Genomic DNA, 18,253 nt, shown 5'->3' on the forward strand with positions numbered 1-18,253 from the left:
GCTTCAAGAATTTCAATGGAATCGATGGTGTCGCCCTGGCGAATTTGATCGATGACATCCAATCCTTCAACAACCTTTCCGAAGCAGGTATGATTGCGGTCTAAATGCGCTGTATTTTTACGGTTGTGGCAAATGAAAAACTGCGAACCTCCGGTATCTCTTCCGGCGTGGGCCATACTTAATACGCCACGGTCGTGAAACTGATTTCCACCGGTTAATTCGCACTTAATTTTGTAGCCGGGTCCACCATTCCCAATACCGTTCGGACAACCACCCTGTATTACGAAATCAGGGATCACACGGTGAAATTTTAGTCCGTTATAAAACCCGCTTTCACTGAGTTTAATGAAGTTGTCTACCGTATTTGGAGCGTCGTGATGGAAAAATTCGACCGTCATATCGCCTTTGGCTGTGTGGATGATTGCTTTTTTCATGATTTCTTTTTTGCAAATATAACAAGCTTCCCTTTAGAATATGGCTTTAATGGAATCCGATTGACCCTGAAATGGAAAGGAATCGCCCGCAGAAAGGTTTATCATAGATTGAACCAATGGTGCTGAAACGGAAACTGGCATAACCCCGCAATTCAGTTTTGAACCGGCTATTCCAATTAAAAAATTGCCTTTGGAATGGATGACTAAAGCTCCAGTTTGAACCTTGTTTTTGGGAAGATGATAATCGATTTTTTGATAGGATTCAAGTTCGAGCTGACAGGATTTTAATTGCTTTCCCAACTTCTCTAATTCCAATTGCGTCATGGCTCTACCCGTTTCATGTTTATCGCCTGCAGTACTTTTTTCTTCCCTTAACAGCGATTCCTGAAGCTCGGAAAATGCCGTTTGAAGTGATTCCAACCGTGTTTTTAGTTGTTCAGCAAGCTCAGAAACTGCTTTAATTTTTAGTTCAATTGACAATTTTTATCTATTTGAAAATGAAACAATTTTAGATCCGAATCGATTTCTGATTTCTTTATCCAATGCTTCCTGATGATCGGGATGGGAAATTTTAAGCAATGCCTCTGCCCGTTGCCTTAAATTTTTACCGAATAAATCGGCAACTCCATATTCAGTTATCACATAGTGAACATGAGCCCGGGTTGTAACCACACCTGCTCCCGCTTTTAATACAGGTACAATTTTGGAAACACCTTTGGCCGTTACTGAAGGCATCGCAATGATGGGGCGACCATCCTCCGAAAAGGAGGCCCCCCGGATAAAATCCATTTGTCCGCCCACCCCCGAATATTGGTAGGTCCCTATTGAATCGGAACAGACTTGTCCGGTTAAATCAATTTCCAGAGCCGAATTGATCGCCACCACTCTGGGATTGGCACGGATGGTTCGTTCATCATTCACATAGCCAGCTTCTAAAAATGCAAAAACCGGATTATCATCTACAAAATCATACAATTCGCGGGTTCCGATAGCAAATGCAGTCGCGATTCGTCCTTTGTATTTCTTTTTGAATTTATTGGTAATAACACCCCGCTTCATTAAATCAACTACTCCATTACTAAACATTTCGGTGTGAACGCCAAGATCTTTATGGTTTTTTAGGGCCATTAACACAGCATCCGGAATGGTTCCGATTCCTGCCTGAATAGTGGATCGGTCCTCAATAATGGAAGCACAAAACTCCCCTATTTTTTGTTCGCACGAAGTGATGCCGGACCGGTAATCCACAATGGGCAATTCGTCTTCTGCCCAAACCATGGCATGAATATCATTAACGTGGATTAATCCATCACCATGGGTGCGCGGCATGTTGGGATTAACCTGGGCAATAACCGTCTTGGCAGAACGTACTGCCGATCTTGAAATATCTACCGAAACACCCAGTGAACAATAACCATGAGCATCGGGTGGACTAACATGAATGAGTGCGACATCTAAAGGCAAATATCCCTTTTCGAATAGCCGGTGAATTTCACTTAAGAAAACCGGAACGTAATCGCTTGGACCCTCATTCACTGTTTTTCGAATGGGTGCAGAGACGAAAAGCGAATTAAAAATGAATTTATTTTCGAATTCCGGTCGGGTAATATCTAAATCTCCCATGATGGAAATATTGACCAACTCAAGCCAATTCCATTGATCAGCCATATGAGCCATCGTCTGCAATAATGACACAGGCGTAGCTGCACTACCCTGCACAAAAACACGGTCGCCATTCTTAATTCTGGAAAGGGCATTTTCCGGACTAACATATTCTTTCATGACACTGAATTAAGTTTAAATGTATGATGTGCCTGCCACATCCCATTCACCTGATGCAACAAAGTAATTTCATGCGTTTGAAATTCGCAATGATAGTTCTTAGTTTCCAGGTACTGTTTACCTTTTGTAAAACCAGCTTCACTAAGATCGCGAAACGCCAAGGTAATATGGGGATGCCAGGCTCCGTAATCGCGTTTAAACAAATTGGGCAGAATAACTTTTAATTCATCCCTGAGCCGGAATGCTTCATTAGAGGGTTCACAATTGATAAATAAAACATCCTTTCTAAAGGATCCGAAATTGTGACAGGTAGTGCTGAATGGTTTCCCATTACAAATCACCGAATCCAGCAGCGGTAGAATTGAACTTAAATCCTCCTGCTTACATTGAAATGGAGGAATAATGGTAATGTGAGGTGGAATTTTAAGTGCGTGCTTGGATTGCGTAATTGTTGCGATTTCCGATTTTAATTGAATGATTTCCTTTGAAATTTGCTCCGGAAAAAGGATGGCCAGGAAATAGAGATTATTATTCATTTACAACGATTCCAAAGGAAACTCAAACTGAAACCAGGTTCCATTGGTGTTTTTTATAGATAATTCTCCGTCTAATTGCTCAGTTAAAAGTCGGATTAATTCCATTCCAAAGGAGGTCGAATCTTCACGTTTAAACTCATCCGGTAAGCCTTGTCCGTTATCGCCTATTTCGAGTTTTAAACGATTATTCTCCATGCGACGCCCAACGATTTTTATGATTTTACCGGCTTGATTTTCCGGGAAAGCATATTTTAATGCATTGGTTATAATTTCATTGATGATTAATCCGATAGGAATGGCCTGGTCAATTTTTAAGGTTATAAGTTCAGTCTGGAAATCCGTCACCAATTCAATCCCCGTATCCCCTTCCTGACCTACCGATTCTATCATGGATTCGGCAATGGTACAGAGATAATCGGACAAATCGACCCAGCCCAGATTACTCTGGTAGAGTTTCTCATGGACGATGGCCATCGTTTTAATGCGATCCTGACTGTCGGAGATGACTTGAAGGATTTCGGGACTTTGAATATAGGCTGATTGCAGCTTTAATAAACTAGATATGATTTGAAGATTATTCTTCACCCGGTGATGAATTTCCTTTAATAGAAGTTCTTTTTCTTTGAGTGAATTTTTAATCGCTTCTTCGGCTTGTTTACGCTCAAAGAACATGGGGATGGAATAGACATTTTCTCCATTTTCATCATTTGTTCCCTTGGGTAAATAATCCTTGATGCGATGTGGAGGAGCCATGATAAAAGTACATTTATCATCTCCCTTTGCTCTGCAGGTTACTTCTACGGCTGTTAGTGGCGTTCCAAAACTTGCTTCGCACCATCCGGAACTATAACCGGCATTCATAATGCAAACCGGAAAATCAGCCTTTTTGCCTGCCTTTATCCAGCTGTCGGCTTCGAAAGAAAACGGATGATCGTATTTTAATAAAAACTCATCGCCCGGTTCGGGTCGACTATCCTCTGCAATATCCACAAATGCCCAACCGGTGTAGGCGAAATGTACAGGACCGGCCGACAAGCGTTCTACCGGATTTTTTAATCCCATTTGAACATGGAAATTATTGGCGTCCTGCTGACCAATTACGTGTGCAATATCGAACAGGAAATTCCTTCCGGTGTGAATGGCAGAATCCAATCCTTTATCCGCGTAAAGGTCAATTAGCTTTTCGAAAAAATCGATCGATAAGGCAGAAGCACGAACTAAAACGTAACGTTGATCGTGAATCACAATACTTCCTTCTTCCGGGCGGATATCAATTTCTTTAAAGTAATTACCAACGGTTTGTTGCGCCCTGTCGAATATCGGTTTAAAGAAGTGAGGGACTTTAACCGTTTCCCCTTTGAGCGAAAAATTTCTGATTCCATTTTTCAGCAGGGCATTTTCACGCTCCAGTTCTTCTACCTTCTTTTTTAGCTCTGCTAATTCCAATACATATTCATCCGGCGATTTAGGCATATCACCAGGTGATGAAAGAAAAGGATTTTGCTTGTTTGGCAAGAAGGAAAAATCTTAATGTAATGTAGGAAAAAAAATCCTATTGACCACTATTTGTATTTTCTTCAGCCGGAACTATCGGATTTTCAATTTCTCCACCTTCAACAGGAATTATGCCTGCAGGTATGGAGTCGGTGGTAAGAATGGTAGTATCAATTGGTGGTGCAAAGGTTCTGCAATTATAGCTTTTAGAAATTTTTACACTCGGTGCAGGGAATTTTCCTTTCGTCAACAACAATCGCTTATCGGCAAACATTAAATCCATGTACTTACCATAAATCGGCAATGCTGTACGAGCACCTTCTCCCGTTTCGGAAGTACGGAAACGAATCCGGTTATCATCTGCTCCAACCCACACCCCGGTGATGTAATCTTTCGTTACACCAATGTACCAGCCATCGGAGTAATTGCTGGATGTACCTGTCTTCCCTCCTACTTCATTGCCATGCACAAATTTATATTCCCACAATGCTTGTGATGTTCCACCGGGTTCTTCAAATGTCCCCCGGAGCATGTAGGTCATTAACCAGGCCGACTCGGCACTCATGGCGGGTCGACTTTTCGGTTTAAATTCTGCAATTACATTCCCTTTACGATCGGTAATTTTGGTAACCAAAACAGGCTCGTTCCAAACCCCTTTATTCATAAATACCGCGTAGGCACCTACCAGTTCTTTTAGGGTGACTTCACTCGGTCCTAAACCAATGGAAGGCACTTCTTCCAATGGACTTTCAATTCCCATCGTTTTGGCAGTGCGAATTACATTTTTCCAACCCACTTTTTCAGTTAAGCGTGCAGTTGCCGTATTGATGGATCTACCCATGGCATAGCGCAATGTAATATCCTGGTACACCATGGACCAATCGGCATTGTGCGGATTCCATTTTTTTTCTTCACCTTTTTCCTTGTATTTGATGGTAATAGGTGCCATAGAAATTTTATCGCATGGTCCCATTCCCTGCTCTATAGCAGTAGCATATACAAAGGGTTTAAATGTAGACCCCGGTTGGTTTTTAGCAACGCTTACATGATCATATTTAAAATAATCATAATTGATTCCGCCAACATAAGCTTTGATCTGACCCGAATAAGGATCGATGGTCATGAGTCCGCAATGCAGGAATTCGGCATAGTGCTTAATGGAATCGAGCGATGAAAATTCAACTTCCTTGATACCCTCCCAAGTGAAAATTTCCATTTTCCGCTTTTTGTTGAGCTCTTCAAGAATTTTGGCTTCGTCTTTACCATAATGTTTTTTCCACATTCGGTATACTTCCGATTTCCGGACGATATCCATTAAAAATCCATCCGGATTCTTTGCTGTAGCAGTAACTGTCCATGGCTTTCTACCTCCGAAATGCGCTTTAAATCGCTGTTGAAGTTGACGCATTTGAATTTGCACCGCCTTTTCGGCATGAAGCTGCATTCTGGAATCGATGGAGGTATGGATGATTAATCCGTCAGTGAAAATATTGTATCCGCTTTCGTTTTGCCAGTCCACCAGCGATTTTGCAACTGCTGTTCTGAAATAAGGAGCTATACCTTCGCTATAGGAATATTCCTTGAAATTAACTTCCAGCGGTTTTTCCTTGTAAATATCATGTTCCTCCTGCGTGATCTTGCCGTATTTTAATAATTGACTTATAACTACATTGCGACGTTCCAAACAACGCTCCGGATGTTTTAAGGGACTATAATGCGATGGGGCCTTTAACATTCCCACCAACATCGCAGCCTGATGCACATCGAGGTCCTTCGGATCCACTCCGAAATAACTTTGAGCAGCAACTTTTATCCCGAATGTGTTGTGACCGAAATCTACGGTATTCAGATACATGGTGAGGATGTCCTCCTTGGTATAAAACATTTCCAGTTTCACCGCAGTGATCCATTCTTTGGATTTGGCTACAAAAGTGTTCACGTAAGGAATATATCCGAGTAATCCCGATGATTTCTTTTTACGTGTTTTAAATAGGTTTTTGGCTAACTGTTGAGTGAGTGTACTTCCACCCCGTTTATCTCCTCTAGCTGTTGAAACCACTGCACCGGCAACCGATTTAAAATCAATTCCCCAGTGTTGGTAGAACCTGACATCTTCGGTTACTATAAGCGCATTGATGATATTCGTGTTGAGTTCCGCATATTCAACCGGATCGCGGTTTTCTTTAAAGAATTTACCCAATAAAACACCATCGGCCGAATACACCTCCGAAGCCACGTCGAGGTCGGGATTCGAAACCATATCGATACTCGGCATATTTCCGAATAGCCATAAAAAATTGATTTCAATGGCCAGAACAAAAAGAAAAATGCTCAGAAATAAGGAATAGATTAAACTCAATGGCTTAATGTACCACTTGCGTTTTCTGAACCCTTTAAAATTGAAAACTGAAAATGAAAAAACCCGCTTTATGAACGGAATAGATGTTTCAAGGAACCATCCGAAATATTGCCGTAAAAGTGTGAAATAATCACGAAGGATTTCCATAAAGATCCGCAACTAGGGGGCGCAAATTTGATGATTTTTTGAATCCAAAATCGAGGCTTGCGAAAATATTCTGTTTCCAGACTCATTCTTTTTATTTTTTATGTGGGCAGGTGGCCTTTTTCTTTCTTATTTTGTGAAGCTTTTTGCACTTAATAGCTTGATCGCCAATAAACGATATTTACTTCTGTTTCTGTTCCTCGTAACGGTCCTTTACTCCTGTAAGCAAACCCGGCGCTTGGAACAGGGTCAATACCTATTGGTAAAAAATACGATTATTATTGAAGGTCAGGGCGATGTAAAGCCATCTGAACTGGAATATGTTTTAAAACAAAAGCCCAACCGAAAAATTTTCGGATCTATTCCTTTCCATTTATTCATGTACAATTTGCCTAACCCGCAAAAACTGGAAAAAAAGGCCCTAAAGCGAAAGGCAAAATGTGAACAACGAAGCAAAAAACTGCAGGTTGAACTCGATAGCCTCAATGCACAAATCGATCGCGACCGCAAACGACTAAAGGCTACCAGAGGTAAAGACTCCGTTAAAACCGCCAGAGAGATTTATAATCTGGAATTGAAGCGCATCGACCTGGAAGAAAAAATGGAAGAATGCAAACCCACCTGGAGGGAATGGATGCGCTATACCGTTGGAGAGGAACCGGTGACCTTAGATTCGTCGAAAGTGATTTCCTCCTTGAAAAACCTCAATGTTCTTCTATTTAAAAAAGGATATTTTAACAATTATGTTCGCGATTCCATTGTGCTGGATTCATCGAAACGTAAAGCAGAGGTGATTTATGTTGTAAAACTTAATTCACCCTATGTGATCCGGAATATCAATTATTCCATTAAGGACCAGAAATTAAATCGACTTATTGATAATGCCAATAAAGATGGCGAATCATTAATTCATTCCGGCGCTAATTTAAGTTTTGATGCGCTCGACCACGAACGCGACCGAATTACCACTTATTTAAAAGATAAAGGCTACCACTTCTTTTCTAAAGAATTTATTTATTTCGATATCGATTCATCCATCGGCAATAAACAAGTGGATCTGGTTATGGGCGTTAAAAATGCACTTAAACAATCCCCTGTTTATCCGGATTCGTTAATTGAAGTCCCCCATCAACGCTTTGTGATTGCCGATATTTTTATCAATACCGATTACGATCCGGCCATTGCCAATAGCTCTGATAAACGAAGGGTAGATCTGTATGACACGCTCTATGATAAAAATACACTGGAACATTATTTTATCTATTTAAAACATCGAGGACTTCGCTTTAAACCGCATGTCCTATTAAATTCCATTTATATTAAAAGAGCTTATACATACCGGGCCAAGGAGGTTGAGGCGACTTTTAAGAAGTTGTCTTCACTAGGTGTATTTCGATCCATCAATATCAAGTTTGAAATTAATCCCGACGATCCCACCGGAACATCATTGAATTGCTACATCAATTTAAGTCAGTTCGCCCGCCAGAGCGTTTCACTGGAATCAAACGGAACCAACCGTGGAGGTAATCTGGGAATCGCTGGAAATTTTACCTACAGAAATAAAAACACATTCCGCGGTGCCGAAACATTTAAGTTCTCCATGTCCGGAGGTATCGAAGCACAGCAGGTACTTGCCAATGAGGACCAATCACTCGGTGAAGAAACAGGGATTGGCGTTTTAAAAACCTTCAACACGCTGGAATTCGGACCTGAAGTTTCCCTCTATATCCCCAAGTTTCTTTCTCCGTTTAATCTGGTGCAACTGGAAAAAACGGCTTCTCCGAAAACGGTATTTACGGCGACCCTCAACTATCAGAATCGTCCTGACTTTTCCAGAACCATTCAGGATGTATCCTTTGCCTATGAATGGAAAAAAGGAGATAACATCAATTTTTATTTTAGTCCCACCAAACTATCCGCCGTAAAAATCAATCCGGATTCTTCCTTTACTGCACGTTTGGAACAGATCAACGACCAATTCCTCCTTAATTCCTATCGCGACCACTTTATCATTGGTAACCAGTTTCGTTTCGAATACAACAATCTTGATGTAAATAAACCAAATCGGAATACGATTTATTTAAAGGTTGGCCTGGAACAGAGTGGAAATTTAATGCGCTTAGGTTATGAGTTGGCCGGAATGAGCAGCGACAGCGTAGGTAAAATCTTCGGAATTCAGTTTGCTCAATTTATTAAAACGGATATCGATTTCCGCTTTACTCAAATCTTTAACCGCTCCAGTAAAATGGTATATCGCGTTGCCGGAGGAATAGGTTTACCACAGAAAAACTTTAACCAATCGCTTCCCTTCGAAAAAAGCTTTTTTGTTGGTGGTGCCAATGGCTTACGTGGATGGAAAGCCAGAACGCTGGGTCCCGGTGGATATATGCCTGCTCAATTAGCTTTTGATAAAATCGGTGATGTGTACCTGGAAGGTAATCTGGAATATCGATTCGACCTTTTTGGTTTCTTAAAAGCGGCCATGTTTGTAGATGCCGGAAACATTTGGAACTTAAGGGAAAACACGGCTCGTCCCGGTTCTCAGATCTCCGAAAATTTCTATAAAGAGCTAGCTATGGATGGTGGATTGGGTTTGCGTTTTGACCTTGATTTTTTCATTATCCGATTCGATTTTGCTATTCCCTTGAAAGAACCCGGGTTAATGGAAGGCGAGCGTTGGATTTTTCAGGATAAGGATGCCTCCAATGCATGGTTAAATGCCCGTGGAGCAGCTGATTATAAAGCAAGAGTAAATCTAAATCTCGGAATTGGTTACCCATTCTGATCTTCGTTTTTTTCGATGTGCTTGTAAAAAAAATTGTAGTTTTGTCCCCTCGTTCAAAACTCACATCGAATGTCTGTAAATGTAGCCAACCTTTTAGGGAAAGATGCTGAACTGCTTCTTAACCATCAGTGCAAAACCATTGATAAATCTTTACTTCAGGCCCCGGGTGCCGATTTTACCGAGCGTATTTTTGCCGGTACCAATAGAAATCCGCAGGTTTTAAGAAGTATCGAATCGATTTATAATCACGGTCGACTCGCTGGTTCGGGCTATGTTTCCATTTTGCCGGTTGACCAGGGAATTGAACACTCTGCAGGTGCTTCCTTTGCTCCTGCTCCACAATATTTCGATCCGGAAAACATTGTAAAGCTTGCCATTGAAGGCGGGTGTAATGCTGTTGCTTCCACCTATGGGGTATTAGCATCATGTTCCAGAAAATATGCGCATAAAATTCCTTTCATTGTAAAGATCAATCACAATGAATTCTTATCGTATCCCAACAAATACGATCAGATCATGTTCGGAAGTGTTGATGAAGCATGGAATCTCGGTGCTGTTGCAGTTGGTGCAACGATTTATTTTGGTTCGGATGAATCTGCCCGTCAAATTCAGGAAGTGGCTGCTGCATTCGAGCGTGCGCATGAATTGGGAATGGCAACCATTTTGTGGTGCTATTTAAGAAACAGCGGATTTAAAAAGGATGGCGTAGATTATCACACTGCCGCTGATTTAACTGCTCAGGCCAATCACCTGGGTGTTACCATTCAGGCTGATATTATAAAACAAAAATTACCGGAAAACAATGGTGGATACAATGCCATCAACTTTGGTAAAACTCATAAAAAAGTGTACACCGAGTTAAGCTCAGATCACCCAATTGATTTAACGCGTTATCAGGTGGCCAATTGCTATATGGGTAAAATCGGATTAATCAATTCCGGTGGAGCTTCTACAGGTAGCGGAGAGTCTGATTTAACAGAAGCAGTTCGTACTGCCGTTATTAATAAAAGAGCGGGTGGACACGGACTAATCTCTGGTCGTAAAGCTTTTCAGAAGCCAATGAATGAAGGTGTAGCTCTTCTTAATGCCATTCAGGATGTATACCTGGATAAAAGTGTAAGTATTGCCTAATATTAAAACTGGATATTTTGGACGAAACTATGGGATGGTTTAAACGGAATAAGGAAGGGATTACTACCTCGACTAAGGACAAGAAAGAAACGCCTGAAGGTTTGTGGTATAAATGTCCCGAATGTAATCACGTTACCACTACAGAAGAACATGCCCTTAAACTCTGGGTTTGCGAAAAATGTGCGTATCACGATAAATTATCGGCCGAGCAATATTTTCACGTGTTTTTCGATGACGACAAATACACTGAATTTGCCGAAAATATCACCTCCGGAGATCCGCTTGAATTTGTTGACACCAAGAAATACAACGACCGGATTAAAGACACCATTGCAAAAACCGGATTAAAAGATGCGATTCGCACTGCCTATGGTAAAATTGAGGGTCGCACCACAGTGATTGCTTGTATGGATTTCGGTTTTATTGGTGGTTCTATGGGCAGTGTTGTAGGCGAAAAAATTGCGCGCGCTGTGGATATGGCTATTCAGAAAAAGGCTCCATTGATTATCATTTCAAAATCAGGCGGTGCCCGAATGATGGAAGCTGGTTTTTCATTAATGCAAATGGCAAAAACTTCTGCTAAACTCACTCAGCTTGCCGAAGCTAAATTGCCATATATTTCATTACTGACCGATCCAACCACAGGTGGTGTAACCGCATCCTATGCTATGCTGGGCGACATTAACGTTTCAGAGCCTAAAGCCTTAATTGGATTTGCCGGTCCGCGTGTTGTAAAAGAAACCATTGGTCGCGATTTACCCGAAGGATTCCAAACAGCCGAATTTTTACTTGAAAAAGGATTTTTAGATTATATCGTTGATCGTCAGAATATTAAACACGAAATAGCGAAGTCGATAGAATTCTTTATGTCATAAAATTTCATTGATTTTGTTGTAGGTTGTAAAATTTATACTATTTTCGCAGCCTGTTTGAAATAAGTTAACACCATTACGTCATGTATCTGACTAAAGAAGTAAAGAAGGAAATTTTTAAAAAGCACGGTGGTGCTGCAACCAATACTGGAAGTACAGAAGGGCAAATTGCACTTTTTACTACACGTATTCTTCACCTTACCGGCCATCTGAAAGCAAATAAAGGAGATAAAGCAACTCAAAAATCCTTGTTGGATTTAGTAGGTAAGCGTAAGAGTCTTCTTGATTACCTCAAGGCTAAAGACATTACTAAATATCGTAAACTCATCGAAGAACTTAACATTCGTAAGTAATTCGAAAAAATTTATAAAAGGGGGCAATTGTGAACAACGATTGCCTTTTTTTTTAATATCCTGGAAGAAATAAGAATATATACACGAAAACAAAGAAGAAGATGCAATTAGGTTTTTCAAAAACAATCGACATGGGTGATGGCAACATCATTACCATCGAATCAGGCAAACTGGCCAAACAGGCCGATGGATCAGTTGTTGTACGCCAAGGTAACACCATGCTCCTGGCCACTATCTGTTCTGCAAAAGATGCAAAAGACGGAGTGGATTTTATGCCACTTACTGTAGAATACAAGGAGAAATTTTCCGCACGGGGAATTTTTCCGGGTGGATTTTTTAAACGCGAAACTCGTCCGAGTGACTATGAAATTTTAATCAGCCGACTTATCGACCGCGCACTGCGTCCCCTATTCCCGGATGATTACCATGCCGACACTCAAGTTGCCGTATTTTTGATCTCTGCCGACGAAGAAAGTCTTCCTGATCAATTAGCCTGCTTAGCTGCTTCTGCTGCTATTGCGGTTTCAGATGTACCTTTCAATGGTCCCGTTTCCGAAGTTCGCGTTGCGCGTATCGACGGTAAATTGGTCATTAACCCAAGTAAATCTGCTTTAGAAAATGCCGATTTAGATATGATTGTTGCAGGTTCTGAAAAGGACATTGTAATGGTAGAAGGCGAAATGAGCGAGGTTTCTGAAGAGTTGATGATTGAAGCAATTATGCTTGCTCATGAATCCATTAAAAAACATTGTGCTGTACAAAAAGAATTAGCTGCTTTATCGGCAAAAGGTGGTAAAGTACGTGAGTATAGCCATGAGGATAATGATGAAGAGTTACGCAAACAAGTTTGGTCTGCCACTTATGATAAGGCCTATGCCGTAGCAAAAGCTGGCGGAAATAAAGATGAACGCGGAGCTGCATTCAAACAAATTGAAGCCGATTTTCTGGCGACTCTTCCCGAAGAAGTTCGATCTGAAAAAGCAGGTTTGGTTGGTAAATATTACCACGATGTAGAAAAAGAAGCGATGCGCAGAATGATTATCGACGAAGGAATTCGTTTGGATGGTCGTAATACCACGCAAATTCGTCCGATCTGGTGCGAAGTAGATTATTTACCGGGTGCACATGGATCTTCCATTTTCACACGTGGTGAAACACAATCGTTGACTTCAGTAACACTTGGCGGTAATCAGGATGAGCAGGAGATTGACGGTGTTATTTACAAAGGCACTGAGAAATTCCTTTTACATTATAATTTCCCTCCTTTCTCCACAGGTGAAGCTCGTCCGATGCGTGCAACCAGCCGAAGAGAAGTTGGACACGGAAATCTTGCACTGAGAGGTTTAAAACCGGTTATTCCAACAGGAATGGAAAATCCGTATACCGTTCGTGTGGTTTCTGATATTTTGGAATCGAATGGTTCCTCTTCGATGGCTACTGTTTGTGCAGGTACACTTGCATTAATGGATGCCGGTATTAAAATTAAGCGTCCGGTTTCTGGTATTGCTATGGGACTTATCACCGATAAGAAAACCGGCAAATACGCTATCCTTTCCGATATTTTAGGAGACGAAGATCACTTGGGTGATATGGACTTTAAAGTGGTGGGTACCGTTAATGGTATTACTGCTTGCCAAATGGATATTAAAGTTGATGGTTTATCGCATGAGATTTTAAAGAATGCATTAGAGCAAGCGCGTCAAGGTCGTTTACACATTCTTGGTGAAATGCTTAAAACCATGGATGCTCCACGTGCTGAGACCAAACCACACGCTCCGCGTATTGAGTATTTAGAAGTTCCTCAAGACGTTATTGGTGCAATTATTGGTCCTGGCGGAAAAATCATTCAGGAAATTCAACGTACCACCGGAACTACGATTTCAATTTCAGAAAAAGACGGTAAAGGTGTGGTTGAAATTCTTTCTCCTGGTAAAGACGGAATGGATGCTGCATTGTCGTGGGTTAAACGCATTGCCTTCCCTCCTACTGTTGAGATTGGTGAAACCTATAAAGGAAAAGTTCGCTCGATTATGCCTTATGGCGCATTTGTAGAAATTGTACCAGGAGTGGATGGATTACTGCACGTTTCGGAATTGGAATGGAAGCGCATTGAAAAAGTAGAGGAAGTAATTAAAGAAGGAGAAATTGTGGAATTTAAAGTATTAGGGAAAGACCCTAAAAACGGAAAATTCAAACTCTCCAGAAAAGTTCTTCTTCCAAAACCGGAAGGATATGTTGAAAAAGAGGAACGCAAACCGCGTGAGCACAGAGAGAAAAAAGAAGAAAGTACTTCTAACAATAACTAACAAAAAGGGCCTCGAATGAGGCCCTTTTTATTTAGATCACCAGTTGGTGAAATAGTTTAATAATAAACCAGACGGTTCACTTTGCAAATGTATTTGGCGAGACGCATTACTTGTTTGGTGTAACCATACTCGTTATCGTACCATACATAAAGCACCACGTTTTTAGCATCGGGACCAACAATGGTTGCGTTGGAATCGAATACCGAACAGCAGGTGTTGCCAATGATATCTGAACTTACCAATTCAGGTTCGTAGCTGAAATAAATTTGATTTACCAATTCTCCCTCGAGAGATGCTTTACGCAATAATCCGTTGAGGTCTTCTAAGGTTGTTGTTTTGTTTAATGTTAAACTCAACACAGCTAAAGATCCATTGGGAACAGGAACACGTACAGCGTTGGCCGTAAGTTTATCTTTTAATTCGGGAATACATTTAGTTACTGCTTTACCTGCACCGGTTTCGGTGATTACCATGTTAATAGCAGCAGAACGACCACGACGAGATTTTTTGTGCATGTTGTCGATCAGGTTCTGGTCGTTGGTATAAGCATGTACGGTTTCAATGTGACCACGCTCTACACCTAATGCATCATTGATCACTTTTAAAACTGGAACAATAGCGTTGGTAGTACATGAAGCTGCAGAGAAAATGGTTTCTCCTTCGCGATCGAGATCGGAATGATTTACTCCGTAAACTACATTCGGAATTTCTTTTCCAGGTGCAGTTAAAAGAACCTTACCGGCTCCTTTTGCTTTCATATGTCGACTCAATGCTTCACGATTGGTGAATGCACCGGTATTATCGATGATCAGCGCATTACTGATTCCGTATTTTTCATAATCCACTTCCTCTGGTGCAGGAGCATCGATTAAGTGAACGATTTGTCCGTTGATATTTAACGTCTTTTTCTCCAAATCCACGTCCACGGTACCTGCAAAGGGACCATGTACTGAATCGAGACGAAGCAATGCAACGCGTTTAAGAATTTCGGCATCGGTTCCACCGCGGGTTACGATGGCACGAAGGCGCAATTGTTGTCCTTTCCCCGCCTGTTTAACCAGTTCGCGGGCGCAGAGACGGCCAATTCGTCCGAATCCATACAACACTACATCACGAGGAACGAGTGCATTGCTGGAAACGCCGATAAATTTTTGGAGTTTGTGTTTAAGAAAATCAGATTTAGAAGCGAAATTTTTTCCTTCTTCCATCCATTCTGCCGCCAACTTTCCGATATCAAGTTTAGAAGGAACGATATCGATTTTTAAAATTTCAGAAGCCAACTCGGCAGTATCCTGCACAATGATTGGTTTTTTTACCACTTCACGCGCATAGGCATGGAGTTTTAAAACTTCAGAAATGCTTTGGTCCACCAAATGATTGCGGAACAAAACCAATTCCACTGATTTTCCATACATCAATTCACCCACGGCAGCAATAAGCGCTACGGCAGATTTTTCTTTGTCGATGTACTTTTTAAATTCTGAATCGTAGGCCGCTACGGCTTCTTGTGCTTGCGTTGACATGTATCTTGAATTGAGTTTATCCTAAATATGCCTTGAGAAGTTTACTGCGAGAAGTGTGACGAAGGCGACGAATTGCCTTTTCTTTAATCTGGCGAACACGTTCTCTGGTTAAATCGAATTTTGCACCGATTTCCTCTAATGTTAAACCGTGATTCATTCCGATTCCGAAAAATAACTTAATCACATCGCGTTCTCTTTCGGTAAGGGTAGATAATGAACGTTCAATTTCGCGCTGAAGTGATTCGTTCATTAAAGCGAAATCTGCCTTTGGAGAATCGGAGTTCACTAATACATCCAGCAGTGAATTATCTTCACCCTCTACGAATGGAGCATCCACCGAAACGTGGCGACCACTCACACGCATGGTGTCGGCGATTTTATCTTCGGGAATATCGAGAACCAAAGCAAGCTCTTCTGCACTTGGGGGACGCTCATACTCCTGCTCCAGTTTAGAAAATGCTTTGTTGATTTTGTTTAATGAACCAACCTGATTTAAAGGTAAACGTACAATACGGGATTGTTCTGCCAAAGCCTGAAGAATGGACTGACGAATCCACCATACGGCATAGGAAATGAATTTAAAACCGCGTGTTTCATCAAAACGTTGCGCTGCTTTAATTAATCCTAAATTTCCTTCATTGATTAAATCCGGTAATGTGAGTCCCTGGTTTTGGTATTGCTTTGCAACTGAAACTACGAAACGTAAATTTGCTCTGGTTAATTTTTCTAAAGCACGTTGATCACCTTTCTTAATTCGCTGCGCTAACTCTACCTCCTCTTCAGCTGTAATCAGCTCCTCTTTCCCGATTTCCTGTAAATACTTGTCTAATGATTGACTTTCCCTGTTGGTGATTGATTTCGTGATCTTTAGCTGTCTCATCTTGCTTTATTGGGTATAAATTGTAGAACGTTGGTGTAAAAGAGGGTGCAAAGGTAGGTTAATGAGAAGTTAAAGTCAAGTTATTTCCACCTTATTCATCGTAGAAAAAGGTAGAAAAAACCTGACTTTCCTTAGTTCTGTCTAAAAGCGATCCGTTAAAGTCCAAAAGCAAAATAACCCTTGGAACCGTTGGAATATAAACCCTCTCCGAGAACACCACCTTTTTTGGAAGATAAAACCTTCATGAGTTCATCCGGACTTAATATGGGCTGATCATCGATTTTGGTGATGATAAAACCTTCTTTTAATCCTGCCTCCCGGAGTTTACCATTTTTTAAATCCACAATTTTAGCTCCGCCTTTTATCCCCAATTTCATTTTTTCGGTAGCAGAAACAGGTTCGAATGAAGCTCCAAGTGCCGATTTTAAATTTAATTTTTCCTTTTTCACCACGGCAGTGGTGCCTTCTGCATTGCGTAGCGTAACGGGAATGATCATTTCTTTTTCAGCCCGAAGAATGGTGACCTGAACAATATCGCCGGGACGATACCTGCCTACCTGTTCCTGAAGTTGGGGGACATTGTTGATATCAACATCTCCAATACTTAAAATAATATCTCCCTCTTTTATTCCTGCGGCCTCACCTGCTCCACCTTCTACGGTACCGCCTACGTAAACGCCATTCATGTTTTTTAGTCGCAAATTGCTGGCCAGATTTTCATCGATATCACGAATGGTGACACCTAAAAATCCGCGTTGCACTACTCCAAAACGAATGATATCGCTTGTTACCTTTTGAACCAGATTCACCGGCACTGCAAAGGAGTAACCCGAATAGGATCCGGTATTGGAAGCGATGGCTGTATTAATTCCAATTAATTCTCCCTTTGCATTTACCAATGCTCCTCCACTGTTACCCGGATTTACCGCAGCATCAGTTTGAATAAAGGACTCGATTGGAAACACATTGTGATCGGGGTCGGCCTGAAGAATGTTAATGTTTCTTGCTTTGGCACTGACGATACCTGCAGTAACGGTAGAAGTTAGATTAAACGGATTTCCCACCGCTAACACCCATTCTCCGATTTTAACCTGATCGGAATTACCAATACTGATAGCCGGTAAATCGCTTCCTTTAATTTTTAAAACAGCGATATCCGTTCCCGGATCCGTACCAACTACTTCGGCAGAATACACTTTGTTGTTGTTGGTGGTTACTGTAATTTTTCGTGCATTTTCCACTACGTGATTATTGGTTACCACATATCCATCGCCGGTAATAATTACGCCTGATCCACTTGCTTCTGATATTCCTGTCTGAGGTTGTTGCGGACCGAAAAAATAATAATACATCGGATCAACCTGTCGCTGTACACTTACCGGAATTTCTGTTTTGATATGGACCACCGAATTAACAGTAGCTTCTGCCGCAAGTGTAAAATCGATGGGCGCCGTTGTTGCCGGATTTCCCGATTCGCTATAGGAGGTTAGTTTTCCCTCCTGATTTTCGGTTAATTTTTTTTCGATGATCACCGCTTTGGGTGTTCGATCCATTGAATACTCCAATATGCCAAAGGCCAGAATTCCTCCTGCGCAACCTGCCAACAATGTTCCTGCAATTGATTTCATGGTATATTTTTTTGTTAAGGTTATTG

General features: G+C 41.3%; 14 protein-coding genes. 5 read left to right on the top strand and 9 right to left on the bottom strand.

Annotation, left to right across the window (positions count from 1 at the left end; all coding sequences use genetic code 11):
- The 6 genes from K1X56_10360 to K1X56_10385 form a co-directional block, all read right to left on the bottom strand.
- Positions 1–434, bottom strand: a 434-nt coding sequence (locus K1X56_10360) for a peptidylprolyl isomerase (GenBank protein ID MBX7095116.1), incomplete at its 3' end; no start/stop codon positions are given.
- A 33-nt stretch (positions 435–467) separates the two neighbouring features.
- Positions 468–914 (bottom strand): 3-oxoacyl-ACP synthase, encoded by a 447-nt coding sequence (locus K1X56_10365; protein ID MBX7095117.1) that lies wholly within the window; start codon positions 912–914, stop codon positions 468–470.
- 3 nt (positions 915–917) lie between these two features.
- A complete protein-coding gene (locus tag K1X56_10370) occupies positions 918–2,216 on the bottom strand; it encodes a 4-hydroxybutyrate CoA-transferase (protein ID MBX7095118.1) in 1,299 nt (432 codons plus the stop codon).
- Entirely contained in the window at positions 2,213–2,752 is a 540-nt protein-coding gene (locus K1X56_10375) for a 2'-5' RNA ligase family protein (protein MBX7095119.1), read from the bottom strand. Before K1X56_10375 ends, K1X56_10370 begins: the two co-directional genes overlap by 4 nt.
- A complete protein-coding gene (locus K1X56_10380) occupies positions 2,753–4,267 on the bottom strand; it encodes a XylR N-terminal domain-containing protein (protein ID MBX7095120.1) in 1,515 nt (504 codons plus the stop codon).
- A gap of 37 nt (positions 4,268–4,304) precedes the next feature.
- Entirely contained in the window at positions 4,305–6,605 is a 2,301-nt protein-coding gene (locus K1X56_10385) for a transglycosylase domain-containing protein (protein MBX7095121.1), read from the bottom strand.
- A 382-nt stretch (positions 6,606–6,987) separates the two neighbouring features.
- On the opposite strand from K1X56_10385, the gene K1X56_10390 reads away from it, so the two are divergent.
- From K1X56_10390 to K1X56_10410, 5 genes are all read left to right on the top strand, one after another.
- A complete protein-coding gene (locus tag K1X56_10390; GenBank protein ID MBX7095122.1) occupies positions 6,988–9,534 on the top strand; it encodes a BamA/TamA family outer membrane protein in 2,547 nt (848 codons plus the stop codon).
- Between the two features lie 69 nt (positions 9,535–9,603).
- Complete coding sequence (locus tag K1X56_10395; protein ID MBX7095123.1) at positions 9,604–10,665, top strand: class I fructose-bisphosphate aldolase; 1,062 nt, start codon at positions 9,604–9,606, stop codon at positions 10,663–10,665.
- Positions 10,666–10,694: 29 nt separating this feature from the next.
- Complete coding sequence (accD, locus tag K1X56_10400) at positions 10,695–11,540, top strand: acetyl-CoA carboxylase, carboxyltransferase subunit beta (protein ID MBX7095124.1); 846 nt, start codon at positions 10,695–10,697, stop codon at positions 11,538–11,540.
- 80 nt (positions 11,541–11,620) lie between these two features.
- Positions 11,621–11,890 (top strand): 30S ribosomal protein S15, encoded by a 270-nt coding sequence (gene rpsO, locus K1X56_10405; protein ID MBX7095125.1) that lies wholly within the window; start codon positions 11,621–11,623, stop codon positions 11,888–11,890.
- A 101-nt stretch (positions 11,891–11,991) separates the two neighbouring features.
- The gene (locus K1X56_10410) at positions 11,992–14,196 is read left to right on the top strand and encodes a polyribonucleotide nucleotidyltransferase (protein ID MBX7095126.1); all 2,205 of its coding nucleotides are present in this window, start codon (positions 11,992–11,994) and stop codon (positions 14,194–14,196) included.
- A 56-nt stretch (positions 14,197–14,252) separates the two neighbouring features.
- Here K1X56_10410 and K1X56_10415 read toward each other — a convergent pair whose 3' ends face one another.
- From K1X56_10415 to K1X56_10425, 3 genes are all read right to left on the bottom strand, one after another.
- On the bottom strand, positions 14,253–15,719 hold the full coding sequence (locus K1X56_10415) for a glyceraldehyde-3-phosphate dehydrogenase (protein ID MBX7095127.1): 1,467 nt from the start codon (positions 15,717–15,719) through the stop codon (positions 14,253–14,255).
- A gap of 16 nt (positions 15,720–15,735) precedes the next feature.
- Positions 15,736–16,599: an RNA polymerase sigma factor RpoD/SigA gene (locus K1X56_10420; GenBank protein ID MBX7095128.1), complete on the bottom strand. Its 864-nt coding sequence runs from the start codon at positions 16,597–16,599 to the stop codon at positions 15,736–15,738.
- A 155-nt stretch (positions 16,600–16,754) separates the two neighbouring features.
- Complete coding sequence (locus K1X56_10425; GenBank protein MBX7095129.1) at positions 16,755–18,227, bottom strand: trypsin-like peptidase domain-containing protein; 1,473 nt, start codon at positions 18,225–18,227, stop codon at positions 16,755–16,757.
- Between the last annotated feature and the right edge of the window lie 26 nt (positions 18,228–18,253).

This window comes from Flavobacteriales bacterium, assembly GCA_019694795.1.
Classification (GTDB): domain Bacteria; phylum Bacteroidota; class Bacteroidia; order Flavobacteriales_D; family UBA2798; genus UBA2798.

Coding starts and splice junctions, on each gene's coding strand:
- K1X56_10420 (MBX7095128.1), bottom strand. CDS start 16,599: ATGAGACAGCTAAAGATCACGAAATCAATCACCAACAGGGAAAGTCAA.
- K1X56_10410 (MBX7095126.1), top strand. CDS start 11,992: ATGCAATTAGGTTTTTCAAAAACAATCGACATGGGTGATGGCAACATC.
- K1X56_10415 (MBX7095127.1), bottom strand. CDS start 15,719: ATGTCAACGCAAGCACAAGAAGCCGTAGCGGCCTACGATTCAGAATTT.
- K1X56_10375 (MBX7095119.1), bottom strand. CDS start 2,752: ATGAATAATAATCTCTATTTCCTGGCCATCCTTTTTCCGGAGCAAATT.
- accD (MBX7095124.1), top strand. CDS start 10,695: ATGGGATGGTTTAAACGGAATAAGGAAGGGATTACTACCTCGACTAAG.
- rpsO (MBX7095125.1), top strand. CDS start 11,621: ATGTATCTGACTAAAGAAGTAAAGAAGGAAATTTTTAAAAAGCACGGT.
- K1X56_10370 (MBX7095118.1), bottom strand. CDS start 2,216: ATGAAAGAATATGTTAGTCCGGAAAATGCCCTTTCCAGAATTAAGAAT.
- K1X56_10395 (MBX7095123.1), top strand. CDS start 9,604: ATGTCTGTAAATGTAGCCAACCTTTTAGGGAAAGATGCTGAACTGCTT.
- K1X56_10425 (MBX7095129.1), bottom strand. CDS start 18,227: ATGAAATCAATTGCAGGAACATTGTTGGCAGGTTGCGCAGGAGGAATT.